The following is a 23,419-nucleotide window of genomic DNA, read 5'->3' on the forward strand; positions in this document are numbered from 1 at the left end:
GAAACCGGCTGAAAGCAGCGGAAATACGGCTGCTCGTATCTGGCGGAAAATATGGCAGCGTCTTTCGCACGGCAATGGGGCGGAAAGAAGAAATGACGCTGCGTTTCTATCAGTTTTGCGCCATTGCCTTGGGCTTGGAAACGGCCGCCACCCAGCTCTTCCAGTTCTTGTGCGAGCCGGCAAACACATTGATATCGGTATTGCCGCTGATGCCGGGGATGACGCCGGTGCTGGTATATTGCCAGAAGGCCCAGCGGCGCTCGGTGTAGATTTCCGTCGGGTGGGCTGCGACCGAGCGGACCCAGAAATGATAGTCCTTGAACTGGCCGACGAGATTGTCGCGGTGGAAATCGACCGAGGTATAGATGATCGGGCGCTTGCCGTAATAGGCTTCCAGCCGGTCCATGAAGCGCTTCATTTCGCTTTGCACGGTCAGGGCCGAGGGCCTGTAGCGGCACGTCTTGGATTCGCCGTTCCATTCGACATCGAGAACCGGAGGCAGGTAGACGGCGCTCTTGGGCACATTGGCGATGAACCAATCGGCCTGCTGGTCGGCTGTCGAACAGAAATAGTAGAAATGATAGGGCGCATAGGGCAGGCCGGCGGCACGCGCCTCTTGCCAGTATTCGTTGAACTTGGCGTCGATCCGGTCCTTGCCTTCGGTCGCCTTGATGAAGGCGAAGGAGACGCCGGAGGTCTTCACCTTGGCCCAGTCGATATCGCCCTGCCATTTCGAGACGTCGATGCCGTGGACCGTGTGATGCTGCGGCGTCTTTGCGCCAAAATCCTGCGGGTCCTTGTCCTGGAACTTGGGCGGGATCGATGCCGTGGAGACGAGATCGTAATCTGTCGATGTGCAGGCGGAAAGAAGCGAGACAATAGGCAGAAGAGCCAGGAATAGCCGGCGCATGAGGTTTCCGTTCTGAAACGATCGACGTTGCTGCCTCACGCGATGATATCCGCTGATGTGAATCCCCCAGGAGGCATGAACCTCATTTTCACCATATCATCGTAAAAATTGAGTTAGTTTCAAGCGGCAATTGCGAAAGCGGCCCGGCTAACCGTTAACACGGCCTGTTTACCGGTGACAAATCATGAAGCACGATGATGTCGCGGGGCTTGTGCCGGATCAGCTGCCGGTGCGCCGATAGGTGAATAGCCAGGCGTAGCCGCGTCCGATGGGGCGGAATTCCAAAGTGTCGCCGCGGTCTGCAGCAATGCCTCTGAGCACGCTCTCCATCGACGGGCGCGGCGTGACGTGAAAGCGGCGCAGCCAGGCCTGCAATCCGCGTTTGAAGAATACTGGCAGGCGTTCCTGCTGGCCGAAATCGGCGATATGCAGCGATCCGCCGGGATTGAGTGCTGCGATGGCTGCGCCGATCGCCTTTTCCCAGTCCGGGATCATCGACAGGGCATAGGATATGACGATCCGGTCGAAACCGGCTTCTCCGAATTCGGCTGCCTTAAAATCGGAGGCATCGGCGACGCGCAGCACCGTCCCGGTACGGCCGGGCCTGCTCAATTTCGCTTCGGCGGACACCAGCATTTCTGCTGAGATATCCAGCCCGAACAGCCGCGCATGCGGGAAACGATTGCCGATCAGCGCCAGATTGCGGCCGGTGCCGCAGCCGACTTCCAGAACGCTGGCGCCAGCTGGAACGTCCAGCTCGCGGATCAGCGTGTCGCGGCCGAACAGATAATATTTGCGGGTCAGGTCGTAGAAATGCCGCTGGGTGCGATACATCCGGTCCATGCGCTCGGCATGGCTGCCGCCTGCACCGGTCTCGATCGCCGTCATGCCGTCTTCCTGTAGATGTGGAAGCCGCCATAGATGGCCGAGCGGTCCTTGAGATTGAGCGCCTGCGACTGCTCGCCATCATACTGCCATTGGCCAAGCACGTTTTCGGAGACGCGGCCCTCCAGAATGCTGGCTTCGGCGGCCGTGCGGAAGATGACCATGGCGCCCTCCGCCGATGTGCGGGTGATTTCGCTCCACAGGTCGTTCAGCTGCCGGTCGTTCATCCAGTCCTGCGCATCGAGCAGCACGTAGCGATCGACGGAGCCGGCGGCTTTCCTGGCCAGGAGTTCGGTGAAGCTTTCGTGATGAACATGCACGCGCCCGGCATTGTTGCGGATGGTCTCGTGGCGGCCGGCGTGCAGATAGTCCGGCAGGTCGCCTTCATGCGGCAGCGGGTAACGGCGGGCGAAGGCCTGCCAGGCGAAGTAGTTGTCCTTCAGCGGAAAATGGCAGCAGAGCTTTTCCAGCCGGTGGCGCAGGACGCCGGCGAGTGATTTTTCCGCGCTGAGGCTTGCCAGTTCGTCGAACTGCTGCGGCGGAATGCCAAGGCCGAACAGCGAGCTCTTGCGGCTGGTGATCCAGCGGATGACCGGGCGGTCGAACAGCGGGGAAAGCCGTTCGTCGAAGAACTGGCGCTGCTCGCGCATCGAGCGGGCATTGGCAAGTTCGCTCGGATCGACGCCGTGCAGGCGCGCCAGGAGATGACCAAGGCCGATGAAGCGGCCGAGCAGGCCGGTGCGGTAAATGTTCTTCCCAAAGACAGTGATGCGGCGCTGGCCGGTCAGGCTGCGGGCATTCCAGTATTGGCGGGTTGCATTGTCGAGCTTCGGCGCAATGAAGAGATCATAGGCCTGGACGTTGCTGGCATTATCATGCCGGGCGAGGAAGCGGACGATATCCGCATGGCCCGGAAGATGGCGGAACGCGGCGAGCTTCAAGCGGTTCAGCGCCACGTGATGCCGGTTGAGATCGACCACATCAATGCGCTCGGGGGCTGCCGAGAGATAGGCGAGCATGTTGCAGCCGCCCGATCCGATGGTGACGATATGATGTTCCGGGCGTAGCTGCATCGCCGCCATATCGACGGCCGGATCCTCCCAGATCTGGGGGTAGACGAGGCCGGTGAAGAGCAGGCCGAACAGACGTTCCGACAGGCCTTCCAAACTCAGCGCCTTGTGCTGGATCAGCGCGGTTTTCAGCTTGCGGTTCCGTTTGCCGTAGCCTGCATCGGGTGCGAGATCGGTCATGTCTGCCTGCCATCCGTTGACGTTGGATGGAGCTTCTAAGACGAGTCCGCTACATTTTGATGACGGCAAATTTCTATGAATTCTTACCCGTAAGAATTGATTAAACCTGTCTATGTTAGGTAGAATAAGTTTTTCGGGGCGCTAACATGATGTTAAAGGCTTTTCTGCCGAAGTCCGAGCAGCGGTATGCTGTGATGGGCGCGGCGATCGGGGCATTGTTTCCGGCAGTTGGTATTATTTATGATAGCATGAGCGGCAATGCTCACGGATTTTTGGGCAGCGGCACGCTGGCCGCATCGCATGTTTCACTCGTCCTGATGCCGCTTGTCTGCGGTCTGTTCTTTTACCAGCGCGGGCGCACGCAAAGCCGGCTGTTGGACGAGCTTGAGCTGCGCCGCAAGACGGAAGAAAACCTGTCGCATATCGTCCACACCGATCAGCTGACCGGCATGGCCAACCGGGTGGCGCTGGAGCGCGATCTTCGCGACATTCTTGCCACCGGGCCGGTGCCTGCGGGCCGTACCGCTCTTTTGATGCTGGACCTCGACCGTTTCAAATTCGTCAATGATTCCATGGGGCATGATGCCGGAGACGCCTTGCTCGTGGCGCTCGGCAGGCGGCTGATCCAGGCGATGTCGGGGATTGCTTCGGTCTACCGGATGGGGGGCGACGAGTTTGTCATCGTCGTCGCAGGGTCTCCCTCCGACGGCAAGCTTGACGATATCTGCGTGACCATCAAGGGGCTGTTTGCCGAACCGTTCCAGCTTGCGTCCGCGCAGTTCTGGACGGGCGGCAGCATCGGCGTTGCCTATGTGGAACCGGACGACCCGTCGATTTCCGCAGTGCTCAAACGCGCCGATCTCGCGCTCTACAAGGCCAAGGAAATTGCCGGCAACAGCCACGTGGTCTACGCGCCCGATATGGCCGAGGAGGCAACACGCAAGGGTGAGATCGAGTACGACCTGTCCCGCGCTCTGGCGGCCGGTGAATTCTACCTGGAGTATCAGCCGATCGTCGGGATCGAAAGCCGGGCTATCCGCGCCTTTGAAGCACTGATTCGCTGGCGCCACCCCGACAAGGGCATCATTCCGCCCGATCATTTCATCGCTTCTGCCGAAAAGACCGGGCTTATCTTGCCGATCGGCAACTGGGTTCTGCGGACCGCCTGCCTGGAGGCGGCGCGGTGGCCGGCCCCGACCGGCATTGCTGTCAATGTCGCCGGCGACCAGTTCAAGGATCGGGCTTTCGTTCCGCATGTGAAGGCATGCCTCGCTGAGGCGGGACTTGCGCCCGGCCGCCTGACCATCGAGGTCACCGAATCGATCTTTTACGTCGATGCGGCCATTATCAGCGACAGCCTGACGGAGCTTCGGGCGCACGGCGTGCGCATTGCGCTTGACGATTTCGGCATCGGCTTTTCGTCGATCAACAATCTCCGGCGCTTCCCGCTCGACCAGCTCAAGGTCGATCGCTCGTTCACGCAGGCAATGCTTGGCAATCAGCGGGATGCCGAAATCGTCGATATCATCCTGCAGCTGGGAAACACGTTCCAGGTCTCCACCACCATAGAGGGTATCGAAACCGAGGGGCAGATGGAATTCGTGCGCGCGCTCGGTGCTTCGGAAGCGCAGGGCTATCTGATTTCGCGGCCTGTGTCGGCGGAGGGGGCGATGGCCATCCTGAAGCGCGAACCGGAGCAGCTGGCGGCACGATCCATCGGTTAGGGCCTCATTTCCTGTATGAGGCTTCAGAAACATGTTTAGCGTCAATGTGATTGCCACAAAGCCTTCCTAAATGCGTGAAATCCTGTTTCTGTAAAATTAGCGAAGCAGGGGCGATGCGCATGCGGAAAAACAGGTGGTTCTGGCTCGCGGGCTCGGTCTCGGCAGCGTTGGCTGCCGTGGCGGGCTGGCTTGTCGTCGCCCCGCCGGACCTTCTGCGGATCGGTGACGGTTATGCGGCCAAGATTGTGTGCTCGAACGTTTTCATCGCAGACAGGGACGCCAATGCCGTTCTTGCCGATGATGTCCAGGCGCCGGGACACCCGCTTTTGCGGCTGGTGCGGATTTCCGTCGATGATACCCGAAAGACAGTGACGGCGCGCCTGTTCGGTTTTGCAGCGCCCGGCCGGGCGATCTATCGCGAGGGGCTCGGCTGCACCAATGTGACCGAGGGCGAATTTGCAGCCTTTCCGGGCAACAGGCAGCTGCGCCGCCGGCCGTCGCAATCGGACGAGGGCAAGCCCTGGCCGGATGGGAGCGGCACGGCGATCAACCCGGCAGTCCAGACACTTTTGACCGATCCGCAGCTGGTCGGCCCCGGCATGCGCGCCGTCGTCGTCGTCAAGGATGGCAGGATCGTTGCGGAAAATTACGGCGAAGGCTTCAACAGCGCGACGCCTTTGCTTGGCTGGTCGATGACCAAGTCGGTGACGGCTGCGCTGATTGGCCTTCGAATCCGCGACGGCCAGATGGCGCTTGATCGTACCGAGCTTCTGCCGCAATGGCGAAACGATCCGCGCAGCCAGATCAAGCTGGCCGATCTGATGGCCATGCAGAGCGGGCTTCAATTCAACGAGGGCTATGGCGACGTCGCCGACGTCACGCGCATGCTCTATCTGGAAGGCGACATGGCCAGTTTCTCGGCGTCCAAGCCGCTGGAGGCAAAGCCGGGCGAACGCTTCAGCTATTCCAGCGGCACGACCACCATCCTGTCGCGGCTCTGGATGGACACGTTCGGCAGCGTGCGCGAGGCGCTGACCTTTCCGCGCGCCGCGCTCTTCAGGCCGCTCGGCATGAACAGTGCGGTGTTGGAGCCGGACGCGCACGGAACCTTCGTCGGCTCTTCCTATATGTATGCGACGGCGCGTGACTGGGCGCGCTTCGGCCTCTTCCTGCTTCAGAATGGCAGCTGGAACGGTGAGCAATTGCTGCCGCAGGATTTCGTCAGCTATATGCGCACGCCGACCCAGGCCTCCGGCGGCCGCTATGGGGCAGGGCAGGTCTGGACCAAGTTCGGAAATGACGGCGGCCCGCCCTTGCCCGGCGATGCCTATTGGATGCAGGGGCATGACGGCCAAAGCGTCATGCTGGTACCCTCACATGGTCTTGCGGTCGTGCGTCTGGGATTGACGCCGTCCCGCAGCGGCTATGACGTGCGCCAGCTGCAGGCCAAAATAATAGAGGCGGTCAACTGACCGCCCCTGAAGTTAAAATTTCGAATTGAAATTCAAAAGACGAAGGCTTTGCGGCCTTACCGCATGCCGAGCGTGTCAAGCAGGCCCTTGCGCTTGGCGTGGTAATAATAGCCGCTGGCATAGAGCTTGACTGCGCCGTCGTTCTGGTTGTCGGCCACCATCCAGGCGCCGGCCAGATATTTCGTGGCATATTTCAGATTGGTTTCGGCATCGAACAGGCCTTCAGCCGGGCCTTCATAACCAAGACCCTTGGCCGTGTTGTAGCGGATCTGCATCAGGCCGTAATTGCCGGAGTGATAGGCGCGCGGATTGTAGGTGCTTTCGCGCTTCACGACGCGGTGAACCAGGTCTTCCGGGATATTGTTGAGCTTGGCGTAATAGGTGATGAGACGATCGAGTTCCGGGCGCGAGCTGGTCGGCTTCTGCGTGATGCCGAGGGACGCGGGGATCGATTTGGCCATGGCATAGGCGCTGGCACCAATCGACGGCTTGGCAACGGGAACGATCATGCGCTTGGCGACCAATGTTTCCAGGCCCATGGGTTCGCCGGTATCGAAATCCGATTCCATCGCGGCCATCATCATGCCTTCGGGAATCTGCGGCACGCGATCGGATTTTGCCGATGCTTGTGCGTTTGCGGTTTCCGGCACAATGGCAGCCGAAGCGGCCTGCGCGGCTGCGGATGTCTGGGGCGCCACCAGTGCATTGGCGGCCACCGCGGGAACCGCAGCCGGGTTGGCAGCCGCAGTAGTCTGTGCCGGTGCTGTTTCGCCGGGCTTCATCATCGCTGTTTCAGCTGCAAGCGCTGCCGCTGTGGCCGATGCTGCGCCGTCCGGGGCCGGCAAAGCGTAGGCCGTCATTTCCGTTCCGGGTTTTGGCAGCGGGGTGACCGTCTGCACTGCCATCAGCTGTTCCATCGGCGTTCGCTCGACGCTCGAACAACCGGTAACCAGCGATACCGAGATCAGGGCGCAGGCTGTAACAGCCGGTTTTGAAACGGAAAAACGGAAATTCGCCATGCTGTCACTTTCGTGCTGTCAGGCCCCACAGCCCTATGCAAATCAGCAGCCAGAGGCCACCATGCGCTGGATGTCATTAACCTATGAGACGCTGCACCGCAAGCGTGGGACGCTTTTTCAGGTGCCGGCGCGCCGCAAACCGGCCGTCAGAAGGCCCGCGCCGATCAAAAGCGACCCGCCCGCGCGGTTGACGATGGCCTGAACTTTGGGCTTTCGAATCGTCTGGCGCGCCGCCGAAGCCATCAGTGCGTAGAGCGTCGCATTCAGGGTCGCGAGCACCAGGAACGTGGTCTCGAAGATCATCATCTGGTTGAACAGTGGGCGGCTGAGATCGAGGAACTGCGGCAGGAAGGCCACGAAAAACACGATGCTTTTCGGGTTGAGCGCCGTGACCACGTAGGTGTGCAGGAAGATGCGCAAGGGGCGCTCTGCCGGGACCGACATCGTGCCGTCGGCAGCCTCGGTTGCGATCGACGCGCGCCAGAGCTTGATGCCGAGCCAGATGAGATAGGCGGCGCCCACCCATTTCAGGACGGTGAAAACCGCAGCCGATGTGGCGAGCAGCGCGCCAAGGCCGAGCATCGAGGCGGTCATTGCGGTGAAATCACCGAGGGCTACGCCGGCGACCGTGGCGGTCGCTACCTTGCGGCCGTGACCGAGCGCATAGGAGATGACGAGCAGGATCGTCGGGCCGGGAATGGCAAGCAGGATGGCGGAGGCGGCAACGAAGGCCAGCCAGTGTTCGATCGACATGAAAACGGCTCCGTTTGGGTGTGGCGTCCGATCGAGGAAGCCATGCGCAAACGAAGCCGTCAATAGGCGTTTATGAGCCAGATATCAGTTCGCCGGCAACCATTTTTGGCCGATCACGTCCATGACCTCGCCAAACCATTTGACCGAGGTGTCGAAGTGCTTGCCGCCGCGGATGCGCGGGAATTCGATCGTGCGCAGTTTGCCGCCCTGGTCCTCGTCGTGACCGGTGACGCCGGAGATCTTGTTCAACGCGCTTTCGACCGCGAGATCGACCATGCCCTGAATGAGGCGCAGGTCGTCGGCATTGGCCGGTGCCGAACGGGCATAGTAGCCGGACTTCTGCACCATCGAGCGTTCGGCACCCAGGAGCGCTGCGAACTGCTTGGAGAACCAGCCGCCGACATTGATCGTGTCGATCTTCACATGGCCGAAGGCGTCGCGCTTGACGGATTCACCGGCTGCTTCGCGCTCGGCAACGACGGCATCGAGGCAGGCGCCTTCCGAAACGAACAGCGTGACGAAGCCCGTCTTGTCCATGATGGCGCGCAGACGCTGGGATTCGGCTTCCAGATTGAACGCGGTCTCGGGCAGGTAGAGGCCGTCGATATTCTTCATCTGCCGGTTCATCATGAAGCCATCGACAAATTCGCGGTCGTCGATGTGCTGGATATAGGAGCGGGCGGTGGCCGCAGTCAGCCAGCCGCAATGGCGGCCCATGACTTCATGCACGACGAGCGTGCGCGGTGCGGCACTCTGTTCGTTGCTGACATTGTCGAAGAACTTGGCGCCGTATTCGGCTGCCGTCCAGGCGCCGAGCGACTGGCGGATCGGCACGACGTCGTTATCGACGGTCTTGGGCAGGCCGACGACGGTGAGGTCGTACCCGTTGGCGCCGAGATAGGCGGCAAGGTCTGCGGCAGTCGTGTTGGTGTCGTCGCCGCCGATCGTGTGCAGGATGGTGATGCCGTCGGCAGCCAGCCGTTCGGCCGCGACGCGCAACGGGTTCTGGCCTTCCTTGACCAGGCCACGCTTGATGCAATCGGCGGTGTTGGTGAGCTTTACCCGGCTGTTGCCGATCGGCGAGCCGCCATGGCGGTGCAGGATATGCGCCTTTTCGCGCATGTCGCGGGTGATTTCGATGCGGTCGGCCAGCAGAAGGCCCTGATAGCCGGAACGGTAGGCAACCAGTTCGATATCCGGCGCGATGTCGGTATAGCGCTCGATCAGGCCACCCACGGCGGAGGACAGACACGGCGCGAGCCCGCCTGCGGTCAGCATTGCAACTTTCTGTTTGGCCATGGAGTCCTCCTTGGAGATTGCGGCACGATCGTTCGCGGTTTCTCTAGCGCAATTCCCATGGAAGTTAAATGACATGCTGCAGGTATCACGGTGGATGGTGCAGCCAGGCCGGAAGATCAGGGCCGGGCGATTGCCTTTGGGCAAAAAAACGAACCGGAAACTTCAGCGGAACGGCCGGTCATCTACCCATGATAGGACCGGTTCTGCGTAAAATGTGTCGATGGGAATGGACGGTCACGGCAGCGCCTGCTACAATAATGAGGTGCCATCACAAATTCGTCATTTCGGCCAAATGCGCGGGTTTGCCGCCTTGCAATATGCCGCAACATCTGGTCATGCTGTTTGGTGAGCTGCACGAATACCGTGGCGGCACAGCCGTGCGAGCCACCCTGCATTTGCGCATGGACGCGCTGCCCGTGCCATACCACCGCAACGACGTGGATCAGCCAACAATGGGAAAGAACGTGCCTATGTCATTCTGGGATAGCATCCTCAGCATCGTCACCGCGACGGGCAATGCGCTCGCCGGTGTCATCGAAGCTGTGCGGACGCTGTTTGAAGGTGATCCGGAAACCCGCCGCAAGGTGGCGTTTTCCGTCGCCATGATCGCGCTGTCCGCCAAGATGGCAAAAGCCGACGGCATCGTCACCGAGGCTGAAGTGTCGGCGTTCCGCGATATTTTCAAGTTTCCCGATGACCAGGCGCAGAACGTCGCCCGGCTTTACAATCTCGCCCGTCAGGACGTTGCGGGCTATGAGGCCTATGCCGAAAAACTGGCGTCGCTTTGCGTGTCCTGCGATCAGAATTGCCCGGTGCTCGAAGATATTATCGACGGGCTCTTCCATATCGCCAAGTCCGACGGCGCTGTGCATGAGAAGGAATTGAACTTCCTGACGCGGGTTGCCGAGATTTTCCACATCAAGGAAGAGCGTTTCCAGGAGATCATGGCCCGCCACGTCCACAGCGCCGGTGCCGATCCCTACAAGATCCTCGGCGTTTCGCCGAAGGACGATTTCTCGATCATCCGCAAGCGGTACCGCGTGCTGGTATCGGAGAACCACCCCGACGTCTTGGTCGCCCGGGGCGTTCCCCAGGAATTGCAGGCGATCGCCAACGATCGCATGGCAGAATTGAACGCCGCCTATGAGGCGATCGAGAAAGAACGCCGCGCCGCATGACGGACTTCGCCTGTGACTATCCCGCCGCACGCTTCGTGCCGTCGCCCAACCATGGCGAAAGGGCAGGCGGGCTGAAGCCCGACATGATCATCCTGCATTATACCGGCATGCCGACAGCGGCGGCAGCGCTCGACTGGCTCTGCCGAGAGGAAAGCCAGGTCTCCAGCCACTATTTCGTTCACGAGGACGGACGCGTCGATCAGCTGGTCCCTGAGGACCGCCGCGCCTGGCATGCGGGCAAGAGCATCTGGAAGGGCGAGACCGACATCAATTCGCACTCGATCGGCATCGAAATCGCCAATGCCGGCCATCCCGGCGGGCTGCCTGATTTCCCGTCCGTGCAGATCGATGTGGTCGTCGAACTGTGTCGAAACTGCGGCAAACGCTGGTCGATCGCCCCTGAGCGGGTGCTGGCCCACAGCGATATCGCCCCTATTCGCAAGGTTGATCCGGGAGAAAAATTTCCCTGGGAACGGCTGCATGCCGGCGGTGTCGGGCATTGGGTTCCACCGGCGCCGATCGGCGGCGGCAGATTTTTCCAGCGCGGCGACCAGGGCCAGCCCGTCGAGGCCGTGCAGACGATGCTCTCGCTCTACGGCTACGGAATTGAAGTGACAGGTGTTTTCTGCGAGAAAACCGAGGGTGCTGTGGCGGCATTCCAGCGCCATTTCCGCCCTTCTCAGGTCGATGGCATCGCCGATATTTCGACGCTCGACACGCTGCACAGACTGCTGTCCGGCCTGCCGGATTTTAGCCGCTGACCCTCGCGTCCCGGCAGTGATTCCGCTGTCCGTTTCATGCCGTCTCCAGACTAATTTTGTGCACTGCCACATCATCACCATGATGCCGGGGTCTTTTGCGGCCGTACCGAACCGCAGGTAATTCTGGCCTCCAGCCCTTCCTGTTGATGACGAAAATCGGGATGCGAGACGGCAGGGCGGGGTGCGCCCTGAAAGCCGCGGCGCCTGAAAGTGGAGACTTCAAACTAAATGAGAATATCGCATCTTGCTGCGGCTGCGGCATGCTTCTGCATGCTGTTTTCCGGGGTTGAAACGTCGTATGCCGGGGGCACCGACAAGACCATCACATCCTCCATCAAGCCTGTCACCCGTACAACCGGTTATCCCGCACCGGGCGTCACCTCGCTCAAGACCTCCGCCTATAGCGGCCTGATCCAGACATATGCCAAGCAATATGGCGTGCCCGTCGATCTCGCCCATGCGGTGATCAAGGTCGAGAGCAATTTCAATCCGAAGGCACGCGGAAGTGCTGGTGAGGTGGGTCTCATGCAGATCAAGCCCGCCACGGCCCGGATGATGGGGTATTCCGGCGGCAAGCGCGGCCTGTTCGATCCCGAGACCAACATCAAGTTCGGCATGAAATATCTCGCCATGGCGCATGAACTGTCCGGCGGTTTCACCTGCGGCACGATCCTGCGCTACAATGCCGGGCACGGTGCCAAGAAGATGAACCCGGTGTCGCGCCGCTATTGCGGCAAGGTGCAGGCGATCATCGACTGAACTCTCCAAGACCGGAATTTTTTCCAGTTCGCGGGTGCCAGCCGGCCGATGCCATGATATTGCGCAAGGACCATTTTCCAAGGGTGCGATATGGCAGACACATTCGATTTCATCATTGTTGGCAAGGGCATGATGGGGGCAGCGGCTGCCCGGCACCTGGCACGCAGCGGCGCCAAGATCGCATTGATCGGGCCGGACGAGCCGGAAGACTGGGCAAGCCATGGCGGTGTCTTCAGCAGTCACTACGACAATGGCCGCATCACCCGCACGATCGATCCGGACCCGGTCTGGGCGCTTCTGGCGCAGCGGTCCATCGAACGCTACGCCGAGATCGCGGCAGAGAGCGGTGTCGAATTCTACAGCGAGGCCGGCTGCCTGATCGCCGCGCCCTTGCCGGGTGGGGCGGACCATACGCTCGACCATGTGATTGCCGCCCGCAACCGTCTCGGGGTGGAGGCGCCCTTCGTCAGCGAGCGGGATCTTGAAGGGCAGTTTCCCTGGTTCCGGTTTCCGGCGGGCTATGGCGGCGTGTTCGAGCCGCGCAATGCCGGCCACATCAATCCGCGCGCGCTGGTCAAGGCGCAGGTCATCCTGGCGGAAAAAGCCGGTGTGACGGTCGTGCGCTCCGAGGTTTCGGCCGTTGCCCGTGTCGGCAGCGCCGTCAATGTCGCGACGGTGGATGGCGCCATCTTCAGGGGTGGCCGCGCGATCATCGCTGCCGGGGGATTTTCGATTTCCGGGCCGCTTCTCGCCCGGCCGCTGGATCTGACCGTCAAGGCGCGCACCGTGCTGTTTGCCGAGGTGGGGGAGGCCGATCTGCAGCGGTTTGCGGCAATGCCGTCGCTGATCGGCTCGGCGCTCGAGCAGGACGAGAGCTATTATCTCCTGCCGCCGATTCTTTATCCCGACGGCAAGCATTATATCAAGATCGGTGGCGATCCCAGCGACGTCCATATCGGCTCCGAGCCTGAGGTTCGCGCCTGGTTCAGGGGCGAGGCCAACCGGTCCGCAGCCGATCATATGGCTGCCTTGCTGTCGCGCGTCATGCCGTCGTTTGTGCCGGCGTCGCTGAAGTGGAGCCCTTGCGTCACCACGTTCACGCGCCACGGTTATCCCTATATCGGCTTTGCCGATACGGATCGCATCGCCGTGTTGACCGGCGGCAACGGGACGGCGGCCAAGAGTTCGGACGAGATCGGCCGGCTCGGGGCGTCGCTGCTTCTCAATGGCGTGCTTGATGCCAGCGAATACGATAGCGATTTTGCCGTCTGCTTCCGGTAGGATGACGCCGTTGCCAGCTTTTTGCTTTTGCCGCTTTCAATTGGCTGGCACCTCGGCTATGCACCGCGTGCCAGTTGGCCGGGCAGCCGCGCTCCGCTAGGACCGAAAGGTTGCGGGGGGAGGAAAGTCCGGGCTCCACGGAAAAACGGTGCCGGATAACGTCCGGCGGGGGCGACCCCAGGGAAAGTGCCACAGAGAGAATACCGCCTGCCTTGGCAGGTAAGGGTGAAAGGGTGGGGTAAGAGCCCACCGCACGCATGGCAACATGGGTGGCAAGGCAAACCCCACCGGGAGCAAAACCGAATAGGGATGACGTGGTTCGCGCAAGCGTTCCGGCCTTTTCCGGGTCAGTCATCCGGGTGGGTTGCAGGAGGCAGCGCGCAAGCGTTGTCCCAGATGAATGGCTGCCACGTTCCGGCTTTCGGGCCGGAGCCATACAGAACCCGGCTTACAGGCCAACTGGCAATTTCCCTTATTTTTCAAGTTTACGGATGGCGGTTTTCAAAATCGCTTATCTGCTTGAATAGCCATATCAATTATAAATTACTTAAATAATATATATGGAATCACTGAAGCGGAATTCGCCGGTGAATCCAAAGTCTTGACTGTGCATTTGTAACCATTTGTTAAACTTAACAGACTATCAATATTTGCTGACGACGCGTGCCCAAATAGACCAATTCCCATTGACGCCCATATGGTCCCATGTTATCCCAGTCATGCACTGCACACGGGCTGATTCAAGCCTACTCACCGCAAGTTTCGGAGGTGCTCCGCAAGGGGTTTTCGAACGGGCATGTCGCCCGGCTGTGGGGTGTTGCGCGTCCTTTTGATGGTGTGTGTGGGCTGTTGGGGCTGGCGTGCCCACCGGGAACGGCTGTATCGTGTCATGAACCGCTTCCTTTCGCATGCGACAAACCGGATCGATTCCAAGGGGCGGGTTTCTGTTCCCTCGATGTTTCGTTCCGTCTTGTCGGCGCTCGATATCCGGGAGCTTTACTGCTTTCAGGATTTCGTCTTTCCGGCTATCAGCGCCGGCGGTCCGGATTTGCTGGACCGGTTCGAAAGGCAAATCAGCAGCGAGGATCCGTTCTCGCCGCAGGCCAATCAGATGTCGCTCCTGGTTCATGGGGGCGGGGTCTTCATGAAGCTCGACCAGGAAGGCCGGTTGATGGTCACGGATTTTATCCGCGATTTCACCGGCATCGACACGGAAGTCACTTTCGTGGGGCGGGCGGATCATTTTCAGCTGTGGGCGCCGCATGTTTTTGCGCAAACGCAGGCAGCGGCACGGGAAGAGCACAGATTGCGAGGTCTGCGTTCGGGCTAGAGTGGAGAGGCGGAATGATGACGGATCAAGGCACAGGTTTTACTGATGCCGAAGGCGGACCGGTCCGTCACATTCCGGTTCTTCTCCCCGAGGTTCTCGCCAGTCTGGATATTGCTCCAGGCAAGATCATTCTTGATGGCACGTTTGGCGCTGGCGGCTATACGTCGGCGATCCTTGCTGCCGGTGCCGATGTGATCGCGCTTGACCGCGATCCGGCCGCCATTCTCGGCGGTCAGCCGCTGGCGGAAGCCAGTGCCGGGCGCCTGACGCTTGTTCAGTCGCAGTTTTCCGATCTGGCGCAGCACGCCCCGGCCGATGGCCTGGATGGCATCGTGCTCGATATCGGCGTTTCCTCGATGCAGATCGACGAGGCGGATCGCGGTTTTTCCTTTCAGCGCAAGGGCCCGCTCGACATGCGCATGTCGTCTTCCGGTGTCTCTGCCGCCGATGTCGTCAACAGGGCCAAGGTCACCGATCTCACCCGGATTTTCGGCTTTCTCGGCGAGGAGCCGCAGTCGGGCCGCATCGCGCGCGCCATCGAAAAGCGGCGTCTCGAAGAGCCGTTCGTCACGACCCGTGATCTTGCCGGGCTGATCGAAGTGGTCACGCCGCGCAAGGCCAAGGACAAGATCCATCCCGCCACGCGCGTCTTCCAGGCGCTGCGCATCTTCGTGAATGACGAACTTGGTGAACTGGCCGGAGCGCTGTTTGCGGCCGAACGTGCGCTGAAGCCCGGCGGACGGCTGACGGTTGTCACGTTCCACTCGCTGGAAGACCGGATCGTCAAGAAATTCTTTCAGGACCGCGCCGGCAAGGCATCGGGCTCGCGGCATCTGCCGATTGCCCATGAACGCGCGGCAACCTTCGCACCAGTTGGCAAGTCTATGGTGGCGGCAAGCGAAGAAGAAGCGTCGCGCAATCCGCGCGCCCGGTCCGCCAAGATGCGGGTCGGTGCGCGTACAGAGGCCCCGCCCGAGGCAGATGACCTATCCATTTTCGATTTGCCGAACCTTGCAAGCCTTGGAAAGATGGGGGGCTGAGAGATGTTGCGTAGTTTTGACATCGTCCTGATCGTCGTCATGACAGCCGCTGCCACGGTCACCTACACGATCAAGCATCAGGCCGAAAACAAGCTTGAGGAAGTGCGCAAGCTCGAAGCAGGCATTAAGCTTGAGGAAGACACGATCGATCTCCTGCGGGCAGACTGGGCGCTGCTGACGCAGCCGAACCGGCTGGAGAAGCTGGTCGGCGTCTACCAGCAGGACCTGCAGCTTTCGCCCACCGATCCGACCCAGCTTTCCCGGCCCGAGGAATTGCCGATGCTGAGGGCGGACCTGCCGCCCCCGGCCGATGTTCTGGAGGCGATGGGGCTGGCGAAGGCCAAGACCAAGGGCAATGCCAAATCGAAGAAGCCGGTGGCTGACACCGACGATATCGCAACAGGTTCGGTGGAGCGCTGATGTCCTTTCTCTCCCGCATCATGGTCGTCAAGAGCAAGGCGCACTTCTCCGCTGGCGGCAACAATCATCCGGGCGATCTCGGCCGGCCGTTCGAGGGAACGCGCAAGCGGACCAGTAACCAGGCGAAAAGCCGCGTCGCCATCGTGATCGCCAGCTTCACGGCCGTCTACTGCATCATCGGCGGCCGCCTCGTGCAATATGGCTTGGCCCAGCCGGAGATGGTCTCCAGCATTGGCCGTGCCGATAATCTGATGGCATCGCGCCCGGATATTCTCGATCGCAACGGGGAAATCCTGGCGACCGATATCCGCACCGTGTCGCTCTATGCGGAGCCGCACAAGATTGTCGATGCCGACGAGGCCGTCGAGCAGCTTTCCACCGTTCTGCCGAGCCTCAACGTCGCTGATATCTACAACAAGCTGAAATCCCCATCGCGCTTCCAGTGGCTTCGCCGCCAGTTGACGCCGAAGCAGCAGAGCGAAATTCTGGCGCTCGGCATTCCCGGCATCGGCTTCCGGCCGGAAAAGCGCCGCTTCTATCCGGGCGGCGCCACCGCCTCGCATATTGTCGGCCATGTCAATGTCGACAATCGCGGCATTGCCGGCATGGAGCGCTGGATCGACAACCAGGGGCTTGCCGATCTCGCCGCCATCGGCATGACCAGCGATGCCAAGCTCGAGCCGGTCAAGCTGTCGATCGACCTGCGCGTCCAGAACATCCTGCGCGATGTCGTCGTCGATGCGATGACCAAGTTCCGCTCGATTGCCGCCGGTGGCGTGGTGATGGATGTGACAACCGGCGAAATTCTCGCCATGGTTTCCTATCCCGATTACGATCCGAACAAGCCGGCCGATGGCGCCAAGGAAGGCTGGATGAACCGCATGTCGAACGGCACGTTCGAGATGGGATCGACGTTCAAGTCGTTTACGACGGCGATGGCGCTTGATTCGGGTAAGGTAAAGCTGACCGATAGCTTCGATGCGACCAACCCGATCCGCATCGGCGGCTTCACCATCAAGGACTTCCACGGCAAGCGCCGGGTCCTGACTGTGCCGGAAATCTTCCAGTATTCGTCCAATATCGGCACCGCCAAGATGGCCGACCTTGTCGGCATCGAAGGTCACAAGGAATTCCTGACCCGTATCGGGCTGCTGACCAGAATGCAGACGGAACTGCCGGAAGTGAAGATGCCGAGCCAGCCGCGCGAATGGAAGAAGATCAATTCGATCACCATCTCGTTCGGCCACGGCGTCTCCACCACGCCGCTGCAAACGGCCGTGGCCGGGGCAGCGCTGCTGAACGGTGGCAATCTGATCGAGCCGACCTTCCTGCCGCGTACGCCCGAGCAGGCGCAGGCGGCCTCCACCAAGGTCATCAAGCAATCCACCAGCGACGACATGCGCTTCCTGTTCCGCTGGAACGGCGTCAACGGTTCGGGCCGCAATGCCCGCGTGCCCGGCTTCAATGTCGGCGGCAAGACCGGGACGGCCGACAAGGTCGTCAACGGCCGCTATTCGAACGATGCCAACTTCAACGCATTTCTCGCCGGCTTTCCGATCGACAAGCCGCGCTATGTGGTGCTGACCTTTATCGACGAGCCGAAGACCGACAAGGGCAATGGTGCGGCACTGGCAGGCAATACGGCAGCGCCGATGGTGCATGACATCATCAGCCGGTCGGCGCCGCTTCTCGGCGTAGAGCCGAAATTCGGCGAAGACGGTTCTGCCTTGCTTGTGTCTTATTGACCATGGAATGACAATCTTGAGGATTCGCCGCCCGGCGGGTCGGTATAACTGAAAAGTGCATCCATGAAGATCAAAGACCTGATCGGGAAGGATTTCCCGGAAATTGCGGCACAGCTGGACAATGCGGCCGGTGATATCGATATCGCCGCGATCACCGCCGACAGCCGGCAGGTTGCGCCGGGGTCTTTGTTCGTGGCCGTTGCAGGCAGCAAGGCCGACGGCAAGGGCTTTATCGACGAGGCGATCAGCCGGGGCGCCGCAGCCGTCGTCACAGGCGTGAAATCTGCGGGTGACACGCCGGTTCCGGTTCTCTCCGCCTTCACGCCGCGCCGCGTGCTCGCGATTGCCGCCGCCAACTTTTACAGCCGCCAGCCCGATACGATGGTTGCCGTCACCGGTACGGCGGGCAAGACCTCGGTTGCGTCCTTTGCCCGGCAGATCTGGGCGCATGCGGGTTTTGCAGCCGCGATGATCGGCACCACCGGCGTGATCGCGCCGGGCCGCAACGATTATGGCTCGCTGACGACGCCCGATCCTGTCTCCCTGCACAAGCTTCTGGCCGAACTTGCCGATTCAGGCGTCACCCATGCGGCGATGGAAGCCTCCAGCCATGGATTGGACCAGAACCGCCTCGATGGCGTACGCCTTGCCGCCGCCGGGTTCACCAACCTTGGCCGCGATCACATGGATTACCATCCGACCATCGAGGACTACATGGCCGCCAAGATGCGGCTGTTCGACGGAGTCCTGCCCAAGGGCTCGCCGGCCGTCATCTTTTCCGACGATGCCTGGTCGGGGCAGGCGATTGCTGCGGCACGGGCTGCCGGGCATCTGGTGCTGACCGTCGGCCGCAAGGGCGACTACCTGTCGCTGAAACGCGTCGAGCATTTCCGTCACAAGCAGATTGCCGAGATCCATGTCGGCGACGAAATTTTCGAAGTGCATGTGCCGCTGGCCGGCGATTTCCAGATCTCGAATGCTTTGGTTGCGGCCGGGCTTGCCATGTCGACCGGCGTCAGCGCCAGGGCGACCATGGCGGCGCTTGAAAAGCTGCAGGGTGCGTCCGGCCGCCTTGAACTGGTCGGGCACACCAAGGAGGGCGCGCTTGCCTATGTGGACTATGCCCACAAGCCGGACGCGCTGGAAAACGTCCTGACCTCGGTTCGCCCATTCACCACCGGCCGCGTCATCGTGGTGTTCGGCTGTGGCGGCGACCGGGACAAGGGAAAGCGCCCGATCATGGGCGAGATCGCCACGCGGCTGGCCGACGTCGTGATCGTGACCGACGACAATCCGCGCTCGGAAGTGCCATCCGTCATACGCAGTGAAATCATGGCTGCGGCCAAGGGCGCCACCGAGATCGCCGACCGCGCCGAAGCCATCCAGGCTGCCGTCGATATGCTGAAATCGGGCGACACGCTGATCGTTGCGGGCAAGGGACATGAGGAGGGGCAGACCATCGGCTCCGTCACCTTGCCGTTCTCCGATCACGCCGAACTGCGCAAGGCATTGGGAGGTCATTGATTTGAACTTTCTGTGGACCACAAGCGATCTGATGGCGGCCATGCATGGCCGTCCGATGGGCAATCTGCCTGCGGGCATCACCGGCATTTCCATCGACAGCCGGTCCATCGGCAAGGGCGAGGCCTTTTTCGCCATCAAGGGCGACCGGGTCGATGGTCATGACTATGCGGGTATCGCGATGGCCAATGGCGCAACGCTGCTGGTTGTCAGCGAAGCCAAGCTTCCGGCGCTCGGGCGGCTCAACGCGCCGATGATCGTCGTCGATGATGTGCTGGATGCCATGGTGCGGCTCGGTTGTGCTGCGCGCGATCGCAGTGCGGCCAAGATCATCGCCGTCACCGGATCGGTCGGCAAAACCACGACCAAGGAGATGCTGCGGCACATGCTGCAGCCATCCGGCCGGGTTCACGCCTCCGTCGCCTCGTTCAACAATCACTGGGGTGTGCCGCTCACCCTGTCGCGCATGCCGGAAAATACCGATTTCGGCATTTTCGAAATCGGCATGAACCATGCCGACGAAATCCGGCCGCTGGTCAAGATGGTGCGCCCGCATGTGGCCATCATCACCACGATCGCAGCCGCCCATCTCGGCAATTTCAAGGACCTTGAGGAAATCGCCGCAGCCAAGGCTGAAATCATGGAAGGCCTTGTCGATGACGGCCATGTGATCCTCAATCGCGACAACGATCAGTTTGCAGCACTCGAGAAAACCGCCAACGCGCTGGGCGTTGCCCATGTCCATAGTTTCGGCAGCAGCGCGAAAGCCGATTTCCGCATGGTCGAATATGCGGGCGGTTCCGAAGGTGGCGTGTTGTGGGCGGCGCTGGATGGCAGGACGCTGGAAATCCAGATGGGGGCTCCCGGGCGCCATATTGCCGAAAATGCCCTGGCGGCGCTTGGGGCTGTCAGCCTCGTCGGCGCGGATATGAATGCAGCACTTGCCGCGCTGACAACGCTTCAGCCTGAGAAAGGCCGCGGCGCCCGTCATCGGCTGTCCATCGGGCAGGGGACATTTGTCCTGATCGACGAAAGCTACAATGCCAATCCCGCCTCGATGCGGGCTGCGATCTCGCTTCTGCAGGATGCGGCTCTGCCGGACGGTGGCCGCAGGATCGCCATTCTCGGCGACATGCTGGAAATGGGCGCCTCTTCCAGTGCCGTTCATGCCGGGCTTGCCGCGCCGCTGGTCGAGGCCGGCATTACCGATATCTGGCTTGCGGGCGAAGACATGGCGCATCTGCGCGATGCTTTGCCCGAAGGCATGCGGGTCGAATACCGCCAGGCGGTCGATGAGTTGAAGGAATTTGCGCTTGACGCCATCGCCGCCGGGGATGTGGTGATGATCAAATCGTCGAAGGGTACGGGCTGCGGCAGGATCGTTTCGGCTCTTCTTGAGACATATCCGGCCTCTGCAAGTCCGGATCGCGCTGAATAAAGGCAGGACAAGGCATTCTTCGCCGCTGTTCTATGCTGACACTTTTGATAGGACGCAGTTATCCTTCCATCAGGTGATTCTGATGGATGAATCTGCAACGAACCTTTGGGGAAAGGTCCCTCATGCTCATCTGGCTTGTCGAACTGGCGGACCATTTTCAATTCTTCAACCTGTTCCGCTACATCACGTTCCGGACCGGCGCCGCCCTGTTCACCTCGGCATTGATCGTATTCCTGTTCGGACCGCGGATGATTTCGTCATTGCGCGTGCGCCAGGGACGCGGACAGCCGATCCGCGCGGATGGCCCGCAGACCCATTTCAAGAAGGCAGGCACGCCGACCATGGGCGGCCTGATGATCCTTGCGGGTATCGTCGGTAGCTCGCTGCTCTGGGCCGATCTTTCCAGCGTCTACGTCGTCTCGACGCTCCTGGTGACGCTCGGTTTCGGCGCCATCGGCTTTTACGACGATTATCTGAAGGTGACGAAACAGTCCGACAAGGGCTTTTCCGGCAAGGCGCGGCTCGGGATCGAATTCCTGGTCGCGGGCATCGCCGTGTACTTCATGATGCGCACGGCGCTTTCGGCCGGTGTCTCGGGCTCGACCTTCGGCTCATCGCTGACATTCCCGTTCCTGAAGGATTTCACGCTCAACCTCGGCTATTTCTTCATCCTGTTCGGCGGTTTCGTGATTGTCGGCGCCGGCAATGCCGTCAACCTGACCGACGGTCTCGACGGGCTTGCCATCGTGCCGGTGATGATCGCTGCCGCGTCCTTCGGCGTGATTGCCTATCTCGCCGGTAACGCCGTGTTTGCAAACTACCTGCAGATTCATTTCGTGCCGGGGACCGGTGAGCTCGCCGTGATTCTTGGGGCTGTCATCGGGGCCGGGCTTGGTTTCCTGTGGTTCAACGCACCGCCCGCCGCCATCTTCATGGGCGATACCGGTTCGCTGGCGCTCGGCGGCCTGATCGGTGCCGTGGCCGTCGCCACCAAGCATGAAATCGTCATGGTCATCATCGGCGGCCTGTTCGTGATGGAAACCCTGTCGGTGATCATCCAGGTCTTCTGGTTCAAGCGCACGGGAAAGCGCGTCTTCCTGATGGCGCCGATTCATCACCATTTCGAAAAGCTTGGCTGGACCGAAAGCCAGGTGGTGATCCGGTTCTGGATCATCGCGGTCATTCTGGCCATGGTCGGCCTTTCGACCCTGAAGCTGCGGTAAGAGACGATGATACCTGTCACCACATTCAGCGGCAAAAAGGTCGCCCTGTTCGGGCTCGGCGGTTCGGGCCTTGCGACCGCGCAGGCGCTGGTGGCCGGTGGCGCCGATGTCACGGCCTGGGACGACAATCCAGACAGCGTCGCCAAGGCATCTGCCGCCGGGATCGGCACTGGCGATCTCCGTCAGGCGAACTGGGCGGATTTCTCCGCCTTCGTTCTGTCGCCGGGCGTTCCCCTGACGCATCCGAAACCGCATTGGACCGCCGATCTCGCCCATTCCGCCGGTGTCGAGATCATCGGCGATGTGGAACTGTTCGTGCGCGAGCGGCGGGCGCATGCACCGGATTGCCCGTTCATCGCCATCACCGGCACCAACGGCAAATCGACCACCACGGCGCTGATTGCACATATCCTCAAATCCAGCGGCCGCGACACGCAGCTTGGCGGCAATATCGGCACTGCGGTTCTGACGCTCGATCCGCCGGCGGCTGACCGGTTCTATGTGGTCGAGTGCTCGTCCTACCAGATCGACCTTGCCCCCTCGCTCAACCCGTCTGCCGGCATCCTGCTCAACCTGACGCCCGATCATCTCGACCGGCACGGCAGCATGGAGCATTATGCAGACATCAAGGAACGGTTGATTGCAGGCAGCGATACGGCGATCGTTGGTGTCGATGACGTCTATACCGAGGCCATCGCCGACCGGGCGACGCTTTCCGGGCACCGCGTCATCCGCATCGCCCGCCATCGCGCCCTTGGCGAAGGACTTTATGCCGACGGCACGCGCGTCATGCGCGCCGAGGGTGGCCTGGCGTCAGCCGTTGCCGATCTCGACGGTATCGCGACCTTGCGCGGCAATCACAATGCGCAGAATGCGGCCGCCGCGATTGCGGCCTGCCTGTCGGTCGGCGTTTCCGAACGCGAAATTCTGGCCGGACTGTCGTCTTTTCCGGGATTGAAACACCGGATGCAGCCGGTTGGCCGCAAGGGCAATGTCGTCTTCGTCAATGACAGCAAGGCGACCAATGCCGATGCTGCGGCACCCGCCTTGTCGAGCTACGACCGCATCTACTGGATTGCCGGCGGCCTGCCCAAGGAGGGCGGGATCGCGTCGCTTGCGCCGTTCTTTGCAAGGATCGCCAAGGCCTACCTGATCGGCGAGGCCGCACCGGCTTTCGCAGCCACGCTTGGAAAAACTGTTCCCTTCGAAATTTCCGGGACTCTGGAGCGGGCGGTGGCCCATGCCGCAACGGACGCGGCCAGCGACGAGGCATCGCAATCGGCCGTCCTGTTGTCCCCGGCTTGCGCAAGCTTCGACCAGTATAAGAATTTTGAAGTGCGCGGCGATGCGTTCGTGAGCCATGTGGCTGCGATCGATGGCGTGACGATGCTGATTTGAGGGCGATGACCCT

20 protein-coding genes and 1 other RNA gene are annotated in these 23,419 nt (G+C 61.2%); 15 read left to right on the forward strand and 6 right to left on the reverse strand.

Annotation, left to right across the window (positions count from 1 at the left end; genetic code table 11):
* Positions 1 to 109: 109 nt before the first annotated feature.
* The 3 genes from ASD32_RS14765 to ASD32_RS14775 all read right to left on the reverse strand — a co-directional run bounded on the left by ASD32_RS14765 (position 110) and on the right by ASD32_RS14775 (position 3,045).
* On the reverse strand, positions 110 to 910 hold the full coding sequence (locus tag ASD32_RS14765; RefSeq protein WP_060638793.1) for a GH25 family lysozyme: 801 nt from the start codon (positions 908 to 910) through the stop codon (positions 110 to 112).
* A 219-nt stretch (positions 911 to 1,129) separates the two neighbouring features.
* Complete coding sequence (locus ASD32_RS14770; protein ID WP_060638794.1) at positions 1,130 to 1,798, reverse strand: class I SAM-dependent methyltransferase; 669 nt, start codon at positions 1,796 to 1,798, stop codon at positions 1,130 to 1,132.
* Entirely contained in the window at positions 1,795 to 3,045 is a 1,251-nt protein-coding gene (locus ASD32_RS14775; RefSeq protein WP_060638795.1) for a DUF3419 family protein, read from the reverse strand. Before ASD32_RS14775 ends, ASD32_RS14770 begins: the two co-directional genes overlap by 4 nt.
* A gap of 248 nt (positions 3,046 to 3,293) precedes the next feature.
* Between ASD32_RS14775 and ASD32_RS14780 the strand changes: the two genes are divergently transcribed.
* Both ASD32_RS14780 and ASD32_RS14785 read left to right on the forward strand, forming a co-directional pair.
* Positions 3,294 to 4,769: a bifunctional diguanylate cyclase/phosphodiesterase gene (locus ASD32_RS14780; protein ID WP_162252670.1), complete on the forward strand. Its 1,476-nt coding sequence runs from the start codon at positions 3,294 to 3,296 to the stop codon at positions 4,767 to 4,769.
* A gap of 119 nt (positions 4,770 to 4,888) precedes the next feature.
* Positions 4,889 to 6,241 carry a serine hydrolase gene (locus ASD32_RS14785; RefSeq protein WP_156383188.1) on the forward strand — a complete coding sequence of 451 codons (1,353 nt, stop codon included), beginning with the start codon at positions 4,889 to 4,891 and terminating at the stop codon, positions 6,239 to 6,241.
* A gap of 56 nt (positions 6,242 to 6,297) precedes the next feature.
* Here the strand turns inward: ASD32_RS14785 and ASD32_RS14790 are convergent, their stop codons facing one another.
* From ASD32_RS14790 to ASD32_RS14800, 3 genes are all read right to left on the reverse strand, one after another.
* On the reverse strand, positions 6,298 to 7,260 hold the full coding sequence (locus ASD32_RS14790) for a lytic transglycosylase domain-containing protein (RefSeq protein WP_060638798.1): 963 nt from the start codon (positions 7,258 to 7,260) through the stop codon (positions 6,298 to 6,300).
* A 117-nt stretch (positions 7,261 to 7,377) separates the two neighbouring features.
* On the reverse strand, positions 7,378 to 8,013 hold the full coding sequence (locus ASD32_RS14795; RefSeq protein ID WP_060638799.1) for a LysE family translocator: 636 nt from the start codon (positions 8,011 to 8,013) through the stop codon (positions 7,378 to 7,380).
* An 84-nt stretch (positions 8,014 to 8,097) separates the two neighbouring features.
* A complete protein-coding gene (locus ASD32_RS14800; RefSeq protein ID WP_060638800.1) occupies positions 8,098 to 9,312 on the reverse strand; it encodes a pyrophosphate--fructose-6-phosphate 1-phosphotransferase in 1,215 nt (404 codons plus the stop codon).
* A gap of 470 nt (positions 9,313 to 9,782) precedes the next feature.
* Here ASD32_RS14800 and ASD32_RS14805 point away from each other — a divergent pair, with 470 nt between their 5' ends.
* The 13 genes from ASD32_RS14805 to murD all read left to right on the forward strand — a co-directional run bounded on the left by ASD32_RS14805 (position 9,783) and on the right by murD (position 23,406).
* Positions 9,783 to 10,490 (forward strand): DnaJ family molecular chaperone, encoded by a 708-nt coding sequence (locus ASD32_RS14805; protein WP_060638898.1) that lies wholly within the window; start codon positions 9,783 to 9,785, stop codon positions 10,488 to 10,490.
* Positions 10,487 to 11,251: an N-acetylmuramoyl-L-alanine amidase gene (locus tag ASD32_RS14810; protein WP_060638801.1), complete on the forward strand. Its 765-nt coding sequence runs from the start codon at positions 10,487 to 10,489 to the stop codon at positions 11,249 to 11,251. Before ASD32_RS14805 ends, ASD32_RS14810 begins: the two co-directional genes overlap by 4 nt.
* Positions 11,252 to 11,479: 228 nt before the next feature.
* On the forward strand, positions 11,480 to 12,010 hold the full coding sequence (locus ASD32_RS14815; RefSeq protein ID WP_060638802.1) for a lytic transglycosylase domain-containing protein: 531 nt from the start codon (positions 11,480 to 11,482) through the stop codon (positions 12,008 to 12,010).
* A gap of 90 nt (positions 12,011 to 12,100) precedes the next feature.
* Positions 12,101 to 13,291 carry an FAD-dependent oxidoreductase gene (locus ASD32_RS14820; protein WP_060638803.1) on the forward strand — a complete coding sequence of 397 codons (1,191 nt, stop codon included), beginning with the start codon at positions 12,101 to 12,103 and terminating at the stop codon, positions 13,289 to 13,291.
* 70 nt (positions 13,292 to 13,361) lie between these two features.
* Positions 13,362 to 13,758: RNase P RNA component class A (rnpB, locus tag ASD32_RS14825), an RNA gene on the forward strand.
* Between the two features lie 422 nt (positions 13,759 to 14,180).
* Positions 14,181 to 14,621: a division/cell wall cluster transcriptional repressor MraZ gene (gene mraZ / locus ASD32_RS14830; protein ID WP_060638804.1), complete on the forward strand. Its 441-nt coding sequence runs from the start codon at positions 14,181 to 14,183 to the stop codon at positions 14,619 to 14,621.
* Positions 14,622 to 14,635: 14 nt separating this feature from the next.
* On the forward strand, positions 14,636 to 15,661 hold the full coding sequence (gene rsmH, locus ASD32_RS14835) for a 16S rRNA (cytosine(1402)-N(4))-methyltransferase RsmH (protein ID WP_060638805.1): 1,026 nt from the start codon (positions 14,636 to 14,638) through the stop codon (positions 15,659 to 15,661).
* Positions 15,662 to 15,664: 3 nt separating this feature from the next.
* Positions 15,665 to 16,081 (forward strand): hypothetical protein, encoded by a 417-nt coding sequence (locus ASD32_RS14840; RefSeq protein WP_060638806.1) that lies wholly within the window; start codon positions 15,665 to 15,667, stop codon positions 16,079 to 16,081.
* On the forward strand, positions 16,081 to 17,826 hold the full coding sequence (locus ASD32_RS14845) for a penicillin-binding protein 2 (protein WP_060638807.1): 1,746 nt from the start codon (positions 16,081 to 16,083) through the stop codon (positions 17,824 to 17,826). The genes ASD32_RS14840 and ASD32_RS14845 overlap by 1 nt, the downstream gene beginning before the upstream one ends.
* A 63-nt stretch (positions 17,827 to 17,889) precedes the next feature.
* A complete protein-coding gene (locus ASD32_RS14850; RefSeq protein ID WP_060638808.1) occupies positions 17,890 to 19,350 on the forward strand; it encodes a UDP-N-acetylmuramoyl-L-alanyl-D-glutamate--2,6-diaminopimelate ligase in 1,461 nt (486 codons plus the stop codon).
* A 1-nt stretch (position 19,351) separates the two neighbouring features.
* On the forward strand, positions 19,352 to 20,785 hold the full coding sequence (locus ASD32_RS14855; RefSeq protein WP_060638809.1) for a UDP-N-acetylmuramoylalanyl-D-glutamyl-2,6-diaminopimelate--D-alanyl-D-alanine ligase: 1,434 nt from the start codon (positions 19,352 to 19,354) through the stop codon (positions 20,783 to 20,785).
* Positions 20,786 to 20,907: 122 nt separating this feature from the next.
* The gene (gene mraY, locus ASD32_RS14860; protein ID WP_060638810.1) at positions 20,908 to 22,008 is read left to right on the forward strand and encodes a phospho-N-acetylmuramoyl-pentapeptide-transferase; all 1,101 of its coding nucleotides are present in this window, start codon (positions 20,908 to 20,910) and stop codon (positions 22,006 to 22,008) included.
* 6 nt (positions 22,009 to 22,014) lie between these two features.
* Positions 22,015 to 23,406 carry a UDP-N-acetylmuramoyl-L-alanine--D-glutamate ligase gene (murD, locus tag ASD32_RS14865; RefSeq protein ID WP_060638811.1) on the forward strand — a complete coding sequence of 464 codons (1,392 nt, stop codon included), beginning with the start codon at positions 22,015 to 22,017 and terminating at the stop codon, positions 23,404 to 23,406.
* The last annotated feature ends 13 nt before the right edge of the window (positions 23,407 to 23,419 follow it).

Origin of the sequence: Rhizobium sp. Root483D2, assembly GCF_001426685.1 — a bacterium.
In the GTDB taxonomy this organism is placed as follows: Bacteria; Pseudomonadota; Alphaproteobacteria; order Rhizobiales; family Rhizobiaceae; genus Pararhizobium; species Pararhizobium qamdonense.

What these genes read in the sequence shown, in the direction of transcription:
- ASD32_RS14820 (WP_060638803.1), top strand. Translation starts at nt 12,101, where the DNA reads ATGGCAGACACATTCGATTTCATCATTGTTGGCAAGGGCATGATGGGG.
- ASD32_RS14845 (WP_060638807.1), top strand. Translation starts at nt 16,081, where the DNA reads ATGTCCTTTCTCTCCCGCATCATGGTCGTCAAGAGCAAGGCGCACTTC.
- ASD32_RS14810 (WP_060638801.1), top strand. Translation starts at nt 10,487, where the DNA reads ATGACGGACTTCGCCTGTGACTATCCCGCCGCACGCTTCGTGCCGTCG.
- ASD32_RS14850 (WP_060638808.1), top strand. Translation starts at nt 17,890, where the DNA reads ATGAAGATCAAAGACCTGATCGGGAAGGATTTCCCGGAAATTGCGGCA.
- ASD32_RS14815 (WP_060638802.1), top strand. Translation starts at nt 11,480, where the DNA reads ATGAGAATATCGCATCTTGCTGCGGCTGCGGCATGCTTCTGCATGCTG.
- ASD32_RS14800 (WP_060638800.1), bottom strand. Translation starts at nt 9,312, where the DNA reads ATGGCCAAACAGAAAGTTGCAATGCTGACCGCAGGCGGGCTCGCGCCG.
- mraY (WP_060638810.1), top strand. Translation starts at nt 20,908, where the DNA reads ATGCTCATCTGGCTTGTCGAACTGGCGGACCATTTTCAATTCTTCAAC.
- ASD32_RS14775 (WP_060638795.1), bottom strand. Translation starts at nt 3,045, where the DNA reads ATGACCGATCTCGCACCCGATGCAGGCTACGGCAAACGGAACCGCAAG.
- mraZ (WP_060638804.1), top strand. Translation starts at nt 14,181, where the DNA reads ATGAACCGCTTCCTTTCGCATGCGACAAACCGGATCGATTCCAAGGGG.
- ASD32_RS14770 (WP_060638794.1), bottom strand. Translation starts at nt 1,798, where the DNA reads ATGACGGCGATCGAGACCGGTGCAGGCGGCAGCCATGCCGAGCGCATG.
- ASD32_RS14790 (WP_060638798.1), bottom strand. Translation starts at nt 7,260, where the DNA reads ATGGCGAATTTCCGTTTTTCCGTTTCAAAACCGGCTGTTACAGCCTGC.
- rsmH (WP_060638805.1), top strand. Translation starts at nt 14,636, where the DNA reads ATGATGACGGATCAAGGCACAGGTTTTACTGATGCCGAAGGCGGACCG.
- ASD32_RS14765 (WP_060638793.1), bottom strand. Translation starts at nt 910, where the DNA reads ATGCGCCGGCTATTCCTGGCTCTTCTGCCTATTGTCTCGCTTCTTTCC.
- ASD32_RS14780 (WP_162252670.1), top strand. Translation starts at nt 3,294, where the DNA reads ATGAGCGGCAATGCTCACGGATTTTTGGGCAGCGGCACGCTGGCCGCA.
- ASD32_RS14795 (WP_060638799.1), bottom strand. Translation starts at nt 8,013, where the DNA reads ATGTCGATCGAACACTGGCTGGCCTTCGTTGCCGCCTCCGCCATCCTG.
- ASD32_RS14805 (WP_060638898.1), top strand. Translation starts at nt 9,783, where the DNA reads ATGTCATTCTGGGATAGCATCCTCAGCATCGTCACCGCGACGGGCAAT.
- ASD32_RS14840 (WP_060638806.1), top strand. Translation starts at nt 15,665, where the DNA reads ATGTTGCGTAGTTTTGACATCGTCCTGATCGTCGTCATGACAGCCGCT.
- ASD32_RS14785 (WP_156383188.1), top strand. Translation starts at nt 4,889, where the DNA reads ATGCGGAAAAACAGGTGGTTCTGGCTCGCGGGCTCGGTCTCGGCAGCG.
- murD (WP_060638811.1), top strand. Translation starts at nt 22,015, where the DNA reads ATGATACCTGTCACCACATTCAGCGGCAAAAAGGTCGCCCTGTTCGGG.